The following is a 13,541-nucleotide window of genomic DNA, read 5'->3' on the forward strand; positions in this document are numbered from 1 at the left end:
ATCATGCGCTCATTCAACCGCAAGCTCGCGCTGGCCCCCGCGATTGTCGCGGCGTTCGGCCTCACCGCGATCGACGCGACGCCGGCGTTTGCCCGCCATCACTATTCGTCGCGCGCGCACTATCGCTGGTGCCGTCACTCCAGCGGCACGACCGGCCTGGTGGCCGGTGGCGCCGGTGGCGCGCTGCTCGGCCATGCCCTGATCGGCGGCCCGGTGGGCATCGTCGCGGGTGCCGTGGGCGGCGCCCTGGGTGGCCGCGCGATCGACCGCACGCTTACTGCCAAGAAGCGCTGCCGCTAACCGATCTGGGGCTGCGTGGCCTGGCGTGCCAATCATGGCCTTTTCCGCCACGCAGCCCCGATCATCCCGGCTCGTCTCTGCCGGCATCGCCGCCGGCATCGAAGTGGGCCTCGCCATTGCCCTGTGGCTCGGCCTCGCCCAGCCGGCGGGCCTGCGCCAGGCCACCCGCGACTGGCTGACGGCAGTCCGGCTCGACCCGACGCCACCGCCCGCGCAACCGCCGCCACCACCACCCAGCCATCATCATCGGCCCAGCGGCAAGTCCGCCCCCCCTGCCCTGCGCGCCAAGGCAGCGCCGGTCTATGCCCCGCTGGTCATCCACGCCCCACCGCCACCGATCCCCGTCGCCCCGCAAGTGGCGCTCGGAACGCAAAGCCACAACGGCGCCGCGCCCACGCCCGGCCCCGGCAGCGGCGCTGGCGGCAGCGGCAATGGCACCGGCTCGGGCGCCAGCGGAAACGGTGACGGCGCTGGCGGCAGCGACCCGGAATGGACCGGCGGCAAGATCAAATCGTCAGACTACCCCCTCGCGGCGCGCGAAGCGCACGCCCAGGGCACCACCTCCGTCACCATCGCGGTAACCCCGCAAGGCCGCCCCAGCGCCTGCCACATCACCCAATCGAGCCACAACGCCGCGCTCGACGCGACCACCTGCACCCTCGTCCTACAACGCTTCCGCTTCCGCCCCGCGCGCGATGCCGCCGGGCATGCCGTGGCGGGCGAGGTGGATTATGACCAGGAGTGGACGATGGGGATGATTACGGACGGTGGGTGAGTTGGTTGGGTGAGTTGGTTGATGGGGAATGTCCGTTTTTGCGGACCAACCGGTAAGTTGGCTTTGGGCTGCAGATTGGACTTGGCTGCCTTTCGTTTACACAGCTCGGAATCGTCGCTTAAACGACCACGAGGCTGCAGCTTTTTAGCCTGCGTGGGCCCTTCCATAGGGCCACGGCTGCACCGAAAAGACCCTGGGAGGCACGAGTTGGGCCTCTTACAAGGCCGAGTGACTATTCCAGGGCTTTTTGCGGGGCAAACCATCTTGGGCTGGACCAAAATCGCTATTTCCGCGTCGACTCGTCGCGCAATATTTCCGATATCACGCTTCCTCGATTCCTCGGAGTTGCGTTTTTGCCTCCAGCCGGTTGGCTGTGGAATTTCTCCGCACTGCCTAAGGTCACAAGGCGCTTTTGGAAGCGGTTATTGATTGCTTCAAGGAACAAAATAGTCGGGTTACTGTGGATAAGTCTGGCGCCTGCTGTCGCTTTTCTTGCCGATTATACCAGTGCAGCTATCATCGCCGGGATGGAAAACTCGCAAGATTCGATACCACCCAAGGTTTTCATTTCCTACAGCTGGACGGACCACGATCACCAGGCTTGGGTGGACCGGCTTGCACACGAACTTACTGCCAGTGGTGTGCATGTCGTCTATGACAAATGGGATCTTCAAGCTGGCCATGATAGCAATGCCTTCATGGAGAGTATGGTATATGATGAATCCGTAAAAAAAGTTATTATGGTCTGTGACCGTGCCTATTGTGAGAAATCAAATAGCCGAGTCGGCGGAGCGGGTATTGAAGCACAAATCATAACTCCCGAAATTTATCGGTCCGCCCAACAAAATAAGTACGTAGCCGTAATCAAAGAGCGCAATGAAAATGGAATGCCATATCTTCCAATTTACTATAGCTCAAAAATATGGATTGATCTTGAAAATTTTGAAACTTACGCGCAAGAATTTGAAAAATTGATACGATGGATTTGGGATAAGCCGCTAAATAAAAGGCCAATTATCGGCTCCCCTCCCTCGTTTTTGATTGAAAATTCGAGCGCCGTAGCATTTTCAACGACCATTCCATACAGACGAATTTTGGAATCCGCTGCGCGGGGGACCACCCCATCAATTCCGCTCTTGAAAGATTATTTTGAAAGATTTTACAGCGATCTTTCACAATTTAAAATTAAGCAAGACGACATAAAAGATAAAATTCCGGACGATGCAGTTTTCGAACGCATTGAGAGTATGCGCCCTCTAATTACAGAGCTTTCCATCGTTTTTCATAAAATATGTTTAAGCAAGATTGATGGCCAATTATCAGAATGTATACACCGCTTTCTTGAGAGGCTTTTTGAATTTTCAGAAGGCCCCCAAGAATTTCCAGCAGATGAAGTTGAATTTGATCATTTCAAATTTTTGTCATTTTCTGCATTCTACACACTAGGCTCAGTTCTCGTCAAAAGTGAAAATTTTGAAGCACTTCGCTATATTCTTGAAACAGAATATTATTTTGACAGTCGATTTACGAATAGTGCAATGAAAGACTATTCATCTTTTAATATCCACTGCACCTCACTTGAAAGACGCAACCAAAGACTTAATCTACAAAGAACATCTTTACAGGCGGATTTACTAAAAGCCCAAATTGGGGCTACTGATATAAAATTCAATTACACAATAAGCTTTGATCTTATTTGTTTTATAAGATCAATGTCTGTGGAAAACCAGAGAAACTGGTGGCCTCTCACAACGATATATGCAGGTCGCTATGGAAAAACTCTCGAGGTATTTGCAAGATGCAAATCAATCCGCTATTTTAATAAACTTCTGCCCTGTCTTGGCGTGCAAACAAAAGACGAGTTTTCGGCCATCATGAAGGTCTATCATCAAAATCCCGGCTTGATGCCGAGATTTGGAATGATGCTACTTGATTTGAATGATCTATGCGGATTAAAAACGATAGGTACCGCAGTTTGACCGGACGAAGGGCGAGGACCTACGCTGACCACTTACTCGGAAGCGGCCGAAGTTTGGTGGGAAACTGCCTCTTGGCTTCATGAAGGTCCCTGGACCATGGGACCCACCTAGAGCCATTCATACGTCAAGGAGTTTGGGGAGCCAAGGGCTATCAGATGGCGGTTTCGCCCGAATGTGGCTCCTGAAGCGTCCTGGGCTTTCCGGAGGGTCTCTCCAGCGCGCCTCCGCTGAACAAGCGGCTGCTTTCGATGAGCGCAAAGGAGCCCTCAATGTCACCTTTCGCGGCGCCACCCCACACCCCAAAAAAAGGGCGCCCCGCAGGCGCCCTTCCCGAACCTTGCAATCACCGCCCCAAATCACACCGCGCTGATATCGTCACCCTTGGCGTTCATCAGCTTGAAGGCGCGCTTGTACCATTCGCTGCCGGGGTAATTGGCGCCCAGCACGGCGGCGGTCTTCTGGGCTTCGTCGCGGATGCCCAGGGCCAGGTAGCATTCGACCAGGCGGAACAGCGCCTCAGGCGTGTGGCTGGTGGTCTGGTACTTGTCGATCACCACGCGGAAGCGCAGCGTGCCGGCCAGCCACTTGCCGCTCTTTTCGTAAAAGCGGCCCACTTCCATTTCCTTGCCGGCCAGGTGGTCGTTCACCAGGTCAAGCTTGAGGCGGGCGTCGGTGGCATAGTCGGTGTTGGGATAGCGGCGGATCACTTCGGTCAGCGCGGTCAGCGCCTGCTGGGTGATCTTCTGGTCGCGCGTGACGTCGCTGATCTGCTCGTAATAGCACAGCGCTACCAGGTAATAGGCATAGGGCGCGTCCTTGTTGCCGGGGTGGATCGACAGGAAGCGCTGCGCGGTCTGCACCGACTTGGCATAGTCGCGCGCCACATAATAGCTGAACGCGCCCATCAGCTGCGCACGGCGGGCCCAGGGCGAATAGGGGTGCTGGCGCTCCACTTCGTCGAACAGCGCGGCGGCCTGCTTGGCGTCGCCTTTGTCCAGCCGGTCCTTGGCCGTCATGTAGAGCGTATCCACGTCGCGGGCGACATAGGCCACGTCCTTCTTGGCCTTGCCCCCACCCGCACACCCAGCGGTCAGGCCCATGGCAACAGTGGCGGCGGCAAGAACGGCGATGCGCAGCGGGCTGCGGCCAGAAGCAGGAAGGGTCATGCGCCGTCCTATAGCCAGCGGCTTGGCACTCGCCAAGCGAAGGTTGCGCGACCCCCGCAAAAGTTGCGGTTGATTGCATTTTTCCGGGAATGCCCCGATCCTTCGTCATCCTGGGCGTGACCCGGAATCCCGCTTTTTCTGGACGGTGCACAAGCAGCGAGACCCCGGATCACGTCCGGGGTGACGAGAAGCGGGGAAGGATTAGACCGCGGTCTCTTCGAACGGCGGCACCAGCGTGATCGCGTCGGCCAGGGTCACCTTGTCCAGCATGTCTGCCATTTCATCGCGCAGGCGGATCATCAGCCCGCGCAGGCGGCAATCGGCTTCGGGCAGGCAGTTCGCGCAGTGTTCGTGGGCATTGCGGCTGGCGCAGGGCACCAGGGCCAGGCTGCCGCGCGTCAAGCGGATGATGTCGCCATAGCGGATGTCCACCGGGGGCAGCGCCAGCTCATAGCCGCCGTCGCGACCGCGCTGTGAAACCACCACGCCTTCGCGGGCCATTTCCGACAGGATCACGGTCAGGAACTTGCGCGGGATATTCTGCGCCTCGGCAATCGCGTCAAGCCGCACCGGGCCTTGTCCAAACGTGTCGGACAGATGCTGCAGGGCACGGATCGTATAACGCGTTTTTTGCGAGAGCATGGGAAATACAAAAAGCCGGTTGCGCGCGAATGTCAACGCCAACGCTTGAATATCCCGGTGCAACGCGGCGATTGCCCGCAGCATTGCACCGGGATCGGGGTCTTATGGCTTGATCCGCTGCTCCACGAAATCGATCCGCGCGCGATAGGGATCTTCCACCTGCGTTGCGCCCGCTGCGGTGATCAGGTGCACGGTCGTGTCGGTGGGCGTCACCTTGGGCCAGGGCGCCAGGCCAGGCAGGCCATCGGGGCGCCCGGTCTTGGCAAACGCCACCCACATCTTGTGCGTCAGATCAGCCACGGGCTGTTCGGCAGCGATGGCCTTGGGCGTGGTGCGCCCGGCCAGGCTGTCAAACACATAGGGCAGTTCCGAGGCATGCGGCGCGCCGCCCATCTTTTCGAGCGGCTCGGGATGGGCATAGGCAAAGCGATAGAGATAGACCGGCTGACGCGGAGCCAGCGTGCGCGCGATGGTGCGCGCCGGCTCGATGAACATGCGATCGGCGCTGGTCATCGTCCCCACGACCAGGCCCGTGGCCGTGCCCTGGGGATCATAAAGTGCGCGCGCCTTGTCCGCATCGCCGCCATAGGCAGCGAACAGCGTCGGCTTGTCGTTGACAAACGAAAAGCCATCGGCCGAATTGGCGCCGATCATTACCGGCACCGGCGCATCGATACCGGCGGCGGCCGCATCGTTGGACGCGCCCACGATCGTTTGCCCATCCACCATCGGCCCGGAATAGCCGGTCTGCGCCATGGTCATCATGCTGAGGTTGCCGGTCACCTTTTCCTCGGGCAGCGCGCGCAGGGCGGCGGCATCAAGGCCGGGGGCAAAATCGGCGCCGATCTTGGCCGCGCGGGCCATCGTCGGCATCGGCAAGGTGCCATCGCGCCCACCGCCGGATTCGATGATCGCGCGGGCGAACAGTCCGCGCGCCAACGGCGATTGCAGCATCATGTGCATGCTCATCCCGCCAGCACTTTCGCCGAACACGGTCACATTAGCCGGATCGCCACCGAATGCGGCGACATTGGCCTGAACCCACTTGAGCGCGGCGATCTGATCGAGGAAGCCGAAGTTGCCGCCCAGCCCCTCATCCTTGAGCGCAGGATGGGCAAAGAACCCGAACCGGCCCAGCCGATAGTTGAGGCTGACCAGGACCACGCCATCGCGGGCAAAAGCCGCGCCGGAATAGACCGCTGGCGAGGTGCCGCCGTTGACGAAGCCGCCGCCATGCACCCACACCATCACCGGCAGCCGCGCATTGGCGGCCGCGCCCGCCGGCTTCCACACGTTGAGATAGAGGCAGTCCTCGGCCGGCTGGGTGCGGATCGGCGCGGCATCGGGCGGGAACGGCGCCTGCGCGCAATCGTGGCCATAGTGCGTGGCATCGCGCGGCGCGCTCCATGCCGCAGCCGGCTGTGGCGCGCGCCAGCGCAAGTCACCGACCGGCGGCGCGGCATAGGGAATGCCCTTGAAACTGGCGACGGTGCCTTCCACCGCCCCCACCAGGGTGCCCTGGGCCACCGCCACGGTTGGCGCGGCAGGCGCCGCTGGCGCAGCCTTGGCAAGCGTAGCGCCCGGCAGCGACAGCGCGCCAGCAAGCATCAATCCTGACAGCATCAGCGTTTTGCGAAAGGTCATGATCTTCAATCCTTCCAGTTGCGCGCCGCCAGGCGCACCGTCACCACCTGCCCCAGCGTCTGCGCATCGCTGCCCAGCGCAAAGCCATAGTTGCCCGCCGGCAGCGTCCAGCCGCCACTGCCCTTGCCATCATCCCGCCAATCGGCGAGCAGGCGCTGGTCGATCGCCACGCTGACAGTCTTGCTTTCGCCCGGCTCCAGATGCACGCGGGTAAAGCCGACGAGGCGGCGCTTGGCCGTGCCGGCACGATCGACCAGATAGACCTGGCCGACATCATCGCCCGCCACCTTGCCGGTGTTGCGCAGGGTAAAGCGTGCGGTCTTGCCATCCACGCTCAACCCATCCTGGGCAAAGCTGGTGTAGCTCAGGCCATAGCCGAACGGGAACAGCGGCTTGGCCCCGGTGCGGGCAAACCAGCGATAGCCCACGTCCGAACCCTCGATATTGTAATCGGCCTTGAGCGTGGTGGTCGGCGTGGGCGGGTTGCCCATGAAATCGGGATCGAGCGTATCGCTGCCATCGAGCTTGGGCCGGGGCAGTTGCGCCACGCTGGCCGGGAAGGTAACCGGCAGACGCCCACCGGGGTTGGCCTCTCCAAACAGCACCTTGGCGATCGCCTCGCCCCCGCGCGCGCCGGGATACCACGCTTCGAGCACGGCGGCGGTCTGGTCCAGCCACGGCATCGCCACCGGGCCACCGGTTTCCAGCACCACGATCGTGCGCGGATTGGCGGCGGCCACAGCTGCGATCAGCGCATCCTGGCCATCGGGCAAGGACAGATCGGGCTGATCGAGCCCTTCGGTGCGCCATTCGGTGGCGAACACGATCGCCACGTCAGACCGGCGCGCCGCCTCTACCGCATCGGCAATATAGCGCCCGTCACGGAAATGGATGGCCGCCTGCGGCACCCGCGCCTTGATCGCATCGAGCGGGCTGGAGCGGTGGAACTGCTGCTGCATGATGCCGGCAAACATGCCGCCAGCCAGCACCGGGCGCGACACCACGGGCCCGCCATCGCCCTGCACCTGGCTCGATCCGCCGCCCGACAGCACGCCGCCATCGGCATAGCCGCCGATCACCGCCACGCTCTTGGCATCGCGCAGCAGCGGCAGGGCGTTGTTCTGGTTGCGCAGCAAGACCATGCCGGCAATCGCCGTCTGTTCGGCAACGGCCGCATGCGCCGCCGCATCCCAGTGCCCGCCCGGCGTTACCGGGTTCTTGTCGACGCCGATGGCATAGATCGCGGTCAGCACGCGGCGGTTCATGTCAGCCACGCGCGCCGCCCAAGCCTTGTCGCTCGCCGCCTTTTCCGCCAGCTTGCTGCCGAAATAGACCGCCTTGTCGAGCTGTTCGCCCGATTGCTGATCAAGCCCGGCCATCGCCGCATCGAGCCCGGGTACCGCGCCCCAGTCAGACATGACGAAGCCCTTGTAGCCCCAATCGCGCTTGAGCACGGTGTTGAGCAGCCAGCTGTTGTCGCACGCGCGATCACCGTTGACGCGGTTATAGGCGCACATGACAGAGCCGGGCTGGCCCTGTTCGATGCCGATCTGGAAAGCCAGCAGATCGCTTTCGCGCGCCGCGGCGTTGCCGATCTGGATATCCACGAACTGCCGCCCGGTTTCCTGGCCATTGAGCGCGAAGTGCTTGATCGTGGAAATGATATTGTTGGATTGGATGCCCCGGATCGCCGCGCCCACCAGCACGCCCGACAGCAGCGGGTCTTCCGAGAGATATTCGAACGTGCGCCCATTGCGCGGATCGCGCGTCAGATTGACGCCGCCCGCCAGCAGCACGTTGAAGCCGCTGGCGCGCGCTTCGGCGCCAATCATCGCACCGCCGGCCTGCATCACCGCCGGGTCCCAGCTCGCCGCTTGGGCAATGCCCGATGGCAACGCTGTCGCGCCCCGCTTGCGCGCACCCGAAACCCACGCGACACCAAGGCTTGCGTCGGTTTCCTTGAGCGCAGGCACACCCAGGCGTGGCAACCCGGCGATGTAACCGGCGCCTGGCACCGCGTCAGCCGGGATCGGCGGGGCACCGGGAAACAGCTGGATGGCCATGATGCCGTGGGTCAACGTGGTGCGCTCGTCCGGCTGCATTGCCTTGACCGTCTGATCGGCCCGTGCCTGCGCCGCGGTCATATCGACCGGCGCGCTGCTTGGCGCCTGCGCCTGGGCCGAACCCTGCGCCAGCCCTGCTCCGACCGCAGCCAGCGCCACGGCCGAAAGAAATCTCCTGCCCATCGTCATGCACCCTTCCCGTTGATGGCCACAGCGCCACCTGCTTGTTCTCCGTTATCGTGCCGCCGCTTGTCAGCGTTGTCAATTACCTGTTCAGGTTGGCTTGCCGGTCAATTGCGTTCATAGCTTGGCCCATGCCCGATCCCGCGCAAAGCCACCGCCCCTCGGCCACCTCTGCAACCGCCAGTGCCGCCGCCGCCGACAGCGATGCTGCACCCACCACAGCCGGCCGCGCGACGGGTAACATCACGATGAACGATGTGGCGCGGCATGCCGGGGTTTCGCTCAAAAGCGTGTCGCGTGTGATCAACCGCGAGCCGCATGTATCTGATACGCTGCGTATCAAGGTGGAAAAGGCGATTGCCGATCTGGACTATGTCCCCGATCTGGCGGCGCGCTCGCTGGCCGGGGCGCGCTCGTTCATCATCAGCGTGCTGTTCGACAATCCCAGCCCCAACTACACGATGAAAATCCAGGCCGGCGCCTATCAGGCCTGTGTCGACAACCAGTATCACCTGCGCATCGACCGTATCGATTCGGCCCGTCCCGATGCCGAGATCGTGGCTGATCTTGCCGCATTGCTGCGCAACGGACGCTGCGATGGCTTTGTGTTGACCCCGCCGCTGGCCGATCTGCCCGTGGTGCTCGATTTCCTGCGCGAACAGGGCGTGCGCCATGTGCGCGTCGCACCGGAAAAGCCCAGCCTGGAGGCGCCGGGCATCGGCATGGACGATACGGCCGCCGGGGCGGCCGTGGCGCAGATGCTGTGGCAAGCCGGGCATCGCCGCTTTGGCGTGCTGACCGGGCCGCCCAACCATGGCGCCGCCGCGCGCCGCCGCCTTGGCTTTCTTGCCGCCCTGGCAGACCTCGGCCACTCCGGCCCGGTGGTGGAAGCCAACGGCGGGTTTTCGTTTGAAGGCGGCATCAGCGCCGGGGCCGATCTGCTGGCACACACCCCGCGCCCCACCGCAATCTTTGCCACCAACGACGATTCGGCGGCCGGCGCGCTGGTCGCCTGTTCGCGGGCCGGCCTTGCAGTGCCGCGCGATGTGTCGATCTGCGGGTTTGACGATAGCTGGGTGGCGCGGTCGGTCTGGCCCTACCTCACCACGGTTTACCAGCCGATCCAGGAAATGAGCTATGCCGCCGCCAGCCTGCTGATGGACCGCGAGGGTGATGCGGCGCCCGCGCTGCGCCTACTGCCCTATCACCTGGTGGAGCGGGACTCGATCGCCCCGCCCCTGCCCGAGGCCTGAAACGCGGTTCAGTGCCCCTGCGTCAGTGCGTAGTGCCCAGCACCACCGGCCCCACCAGGCCCGATGGGCGCAGCGGCGCATCGGCATTGTAGGTCGGGATCGCCGTCCAGGTTACCTTCGTTGCGCCGGGCTGGGCATCGCCGATCAGGCGGTTGACCCAGCTGTTGGCGACACGCACGGCGATCGTGTTGTTGCCGCTGTGCACCGCGCCGCCCACGTCAAAGCGATAGGGCGCGTGCCATTGCGTGCCCAGCGTCTGGCCGTTGACCGTGACCTCGGCAATGTCGTGCACCTCCCCCAGATCGAGCCACAGTGCCTGGCCCTTCTTCCAGCCCTTGGGCAGGCGGAACGTGCGGGCATAGGTGGCCATGCCCGAGAAATAGCGCACCCCAGCGTCGGCATTCTGGTCGAGCCGCGCCAGCGTGGGCATGGCGAGCGTCGCCGGCGCGCCGCGCCCGGCCTGGAACGCCACGGTCCAGCCGGTGCCGGGCTTGCCGGCCAGGGGCCCGAGCGGCACATCATGGCTGGCGCGTACCTCCCCGTGGGTGGCGGTCGTCGCCTTGCGGAACACGACGAACACCGATTCCTCTGCCGCCAGGGTCAACGGCACGATGGTTTCGCCATTCTCGCTGCGCCAGGAAACCGGCTCTACCTTGCCGCTGTCGGCATGCCACAATTCAGGCTGCTTGCCGGTCACGCGGAAATGCGCCTCGAACGTTTCGTTGCGATCGAGGCGGTTGACCAGGAACCACGCGTCGCCATCGGCCAACTGGCGATGGACGAACGGCACTTGCGCGTCGCTCGCGCCGACCAGGCGGAAATCGGGCGCAACGCCCAGCCGCGCCAGGCCCGCGTCCACGTCAGCCAGCGCGATCACCCGGCCCTTGCCCACCATGGCATCGCCGCTGCCGGGCCACAGCCGCGCCACCAGCTGCTGCCACTGCGCCGCGTTGGCAGGTTGCGCATCATCGAGCGCCGGCGATCCCTGCGGCGCCAGGCCGATCACGCTGGCCCCGCCATCGACCAGTTCGGCCAGGCGGCGCAGGGTCTTGAGCGTCATCATCCGCGATGAGCCACCCAGATAGACCGCGCGATAGCGTGCTCCACCCTGGCTGACGAGTTCGTTGCCCTGGTTGAGCAGCACGCCGCCCAGCGCATCGGCGTTGACGAAGTCATAGGCGTTGGCCTTGGGCGCATCGGCCACCGGCGCCTTGCCATAAAGGCCGGTCAGCGGCGCTTCCTCGCCATAGAAATAGGCGACATCGGCCACGTTGCGCCCCTGCTGCAACAGCAGCGAATTGCGCGCCATGTAATCCACCCAGGGCCGGGCCATTTCCGCCCAGCTTTCGTGGCGGTTGAAGAACTGGCCAAAGATCATCAGCGAAAGCCCGGGCACCTTGTCATCGGTGGGCTGATGGACCGAGGTGTGTACCACCGGGCGGTTGATCCCGCTGACGAATTCCAGATCGATGATGCGGCGCAAGTCCTTGGGCGTATAGGCCCAGGGCGCCAGTGCCGAGGTCATGGATTCGGCAGCGACCAGGTTCTGGCCATAGACATGCGCGACAGAAGCCGCGCCCTTCATGTCGGCCAGATAGCTTGGGTTGGGGCCAGCCTGGCGCGAAAAGGTCCACAGCGCGGCCATCGGCACATCGGCGCGGGCGCGCATCGCCATGTCGTCGCCCAGCATCGGGCGGTTGTCTTCCAGCGCCTCGCCATAGACCTTGAGGCCGTTTTCGTGCGCCACCTGGGCGACCATGCCATAGTGTTCCGAGGCGAGCAGATCCGCCAGGGTGCGGCGCCAGTCGTAAAGAAAGCGATCAGCATCGGCACGGCTTCCGATCAATACGCCGGCCAGCGTCGGCAGCCAGGGCGTGGGATCATAGCCGCGCAGGCGCTTGAACTGGTCGATCATCTTGGGCGTCCAGTTGGCCGCCCCCACTTCGATGGAGTCGGTCAACAGCGCGGTAACCCCGCGCCGCCCGATCAGGTCTGCCCCGGCGGCATCGCGATACATGCCCAGATAATGCGTCAGATAGCGCCGCACTGCCGCGCCATCGAACTTGTCCACTTCCAGCCCGGTGGCCTCGGGCGCGGCCGGGTGGTTGGTCGTGCCCAGCAGGCTGGTGCCAAAGCGCAGAATGCGCCAGGCGCTGCCGGCCGGCGGTGTCCAATCGAGCGTGCCATCGGGGCGCAGCTTGCCGGTCAGGTTCACCACCTTGGCCGCATCGGTCCCAGTGGCGGCAGCATCGGGCGTGCCCAGCGCGTAATAGTCCTGCTCCACGGCAAAGCCGGCCTTGGCCTCGAACCGGTCAACCCGCGGCTGGGCATAGAGGCGGAAGTGGCGCAGATCGAACGGCGCGGTGGCGCCAGCGGACATCATCTTCATGAAGCCCACGTCGGTGGCGGCACCCGGCGCCGGATCGCCCAGGTTCGAGCCCTTGAACGGCAGCGGCGCCAGGACCACGCGGAACTGGCTGGCGGTAACCGGGGCAAAGCTCACCGAGGTTGGCGCATTCGACACCGGAATATCGGCCACCTTGGTCCAGGTCGTGCCGTCGCTGCTCGCTTCCAGGCGCGGCGCCACCACGGCACCAGCAAACATCGCCTTGGCCCCGGCCATGAACAGGCTGACACCCCGCACGGTCTGCGGCCGGGCAAACCGCGCCAGCAAGATCGACGGCTGCTCGGCACTGCCATGGGCGACCATCTGCCGCTTGGCAAAGCTGTGGCCGGTCAGTGCTGCGGCATCGAGCGACTTGCCATCCGGGCCAGTGATGGCCGGCACGGGCAAATCAACCTGGCCAGCATCCACCGGCACCGCCAGCACGGCCACGTCGGCATAGAATTCGTGCGCCTGTTCCGGGCCTTCCTTGGTCAGCGCCGCCAGCGGGTCATTCAGCTCCATATCCTGGAACGTGCCGGTCACGCGCGGCGGCGCTGGCAGCGGCGCGGTCAGCGCGGCGCCACCGGGCACCACGGTTTCGCTCCACACCACTTTCTTGAGCGCATCGGCCGGCTGCACCCACGGGCCGCCGGTTTCCGACCAGCCGGGCGAGGAGGCAATGGCCAGTTCAAGCCCGCGCGCGTCGGCGGTATAGGCGGCAAAGCGGAACGCGTCCTTCCATTCCGGCGACATGAACACCAGGCGATGATCGACCACCTGCGGCGTCATCAACCCGGCATCGAACGCCTGCAGGCCGCCGATACCCATGCGGCTCATCCAGTCGATGTCCTTGGCGATGCCATCCTTGGTGACATTGCCATTCATCCAGTGCCACCACACCCGCGGCCGGGCCGAGGCCGGCGGATCGCGGAACTGCAGATCGAGCGGCACGGCCGTGCCGGCATGCACCGCCGCCACGCCCGGCACCGGCGGCGCCGGATCGGGTGCCGCCATGGCCACGCTGCCGCTGCCAAGGCCAGCACCCACGCCGGCAAGTGCGCTGGCCAGCAGCAGGGCGGTGCGGATGCGGCAAAGTGCCGGCTCGATCATGCAATTCTCTCCTGGGAAATCCGTTTTCGGTTTTGGCCAT

General features: G+C 63.8%; 9 protein-coding genes. 4 read left to right on the forward strand and 5 right to left on the reverse strand.

Annotation, left to right across the window (positions count from 1 at the left end):
* The first annotated feature begins 3 nt into the window (after positions 1–3).
* From FHW97_RS07960 to FHW97_RS07970, 3 genes are all read left to right on the forward strand, one after another.
* Positions 4–300 (forward strand): hypothetical protein, encoded by a 297-nt coding sequence (locus FHW97_RS07960; protein ID WP_054131054.1) that lies wholly within the window; start codon positions 4–6, stop codon positions 298–300.
* Between the two features lie 34 nt (positions 301–334).
* On the forward strand, positions 335–1,075 hold the full coding sequence (locus tag FHW97_RS07965; RefSeq protein ID WP_171798558.1) for a TonB family protein: 741 nt from the start codon (positions 335–337) through the stop codon (positions 1,073–1,075).
* A gap of 353 nt (positions 1,076–1,428) precedes the next feature.
* Entirely contained in the window at positions 1,429–3,054 is a 1,626-nt protein-coding gene (locus tag FHW97_RS07970; protein ID WP_171798559.1) for a toll/interleukin-1 receptor domain-containing protein, read from the forward strand.
* A gap of 356 nt (positions 3,055–3,410) precedes the next feature.
* On the opposite strand, the gene FHW97_RS07975 is transcribed toward FHW97_RS07970, so the two are convergent.
* From FHW97_RS07975 to FHW97_RS07990, 4 genes are all read right to left on the reverse strand, one after another.
* Positions 3,411–4,220 carry an outer membrane protein assembly factor BamD gene (locus tag FHW97_RS07975; protein WP_022677032.1) on the reverse strand — a complete coding sequence of 270 codons (810 nt, stop codon included), beginning with the start codon at positions 4,218–4,220 and terminating at the stop codon, positions 3,411–3,413.
* Between the two features lie 201 nt (positions 4,221–4,421).
* On the reverse strand, positions 4,422–4,862 hold the full coding sequence (locus tag FHW97_RS07980) for an Rrf2 family transcriptional regulator (RefSeq protein WP_022677031.1): 441 nt from the start codon (positions 4,860–4,862) through the stop codon (positions 4,422–4,424).
* Positions 4,863–4,964: 102 nt separating this feature from the next.
* A complete protein-coding gene (locus FHW97_RS07985) occupies positions 4,965–6,506 on the reverse strand; it encodes a carboxylesterase/lipase family protein (RefSeq protein ID WP_253941646.1) in 1,542 nt (513 codons plus the stop codon).
* 5 nt (positions 6,507–6,511) lie between these two features.
* Positions 6,512–8,752, reverse strand: coding sequence for a glycoside hydrolase family 3 C-terminal domain-containing protein (locus FHW97_RS07990; protein WP_171798560.1), 2,241 nt, complete (start codon positions 8,750–8,752; stop codon positions 6,512–6,514).
* 131 nt (positions 8,753–8,883) lie between these two features.
* Between FHW97_RS07990 and FHW97_RS07995 the strand changes: the two genes are divergently transcribed.
* Complete coding sequence (locus FHW97_RS07995) at positions 8,884–10,005, forward strand: LacI family DNA-binding transcriptional regulator (protein WP_171798561.1); 1,122 nt, start codon at positions 8,884–8,886, stop codon at positions 10,003–10,005.
* 22 nt (positions 10,006–10,027) lie between these two features.
* Here the strand turns inward: FHW97_RS07995 and FHW97_RS08000 are convergent, their stop codons facing one another.
* Positions 10,028–13,501, reverse strand: a complete 3,474-nt coding sequence (locus FHW97_RS08000; RefSeq protein ID WP_253941647.1) for a glycosyl hydrolase — start codon at positions 13,499–13,501, stop codon at positions 10,028–10,030.
* Positions 13,502–13,541 lie beyond the last annotated feature (40 nt).

The sequence above is a fragment of the Novosphingobium sp. SG754 genome (genome assembly GCF_013149315.1).
GTDB classification, from domain to species: Bacteria; Pseudomonadota; Alphaproteobacteria; order Sphingomonadales; family Sphingomonadaceae; genus Novosphingobium; species Novosphingobium capsulatum.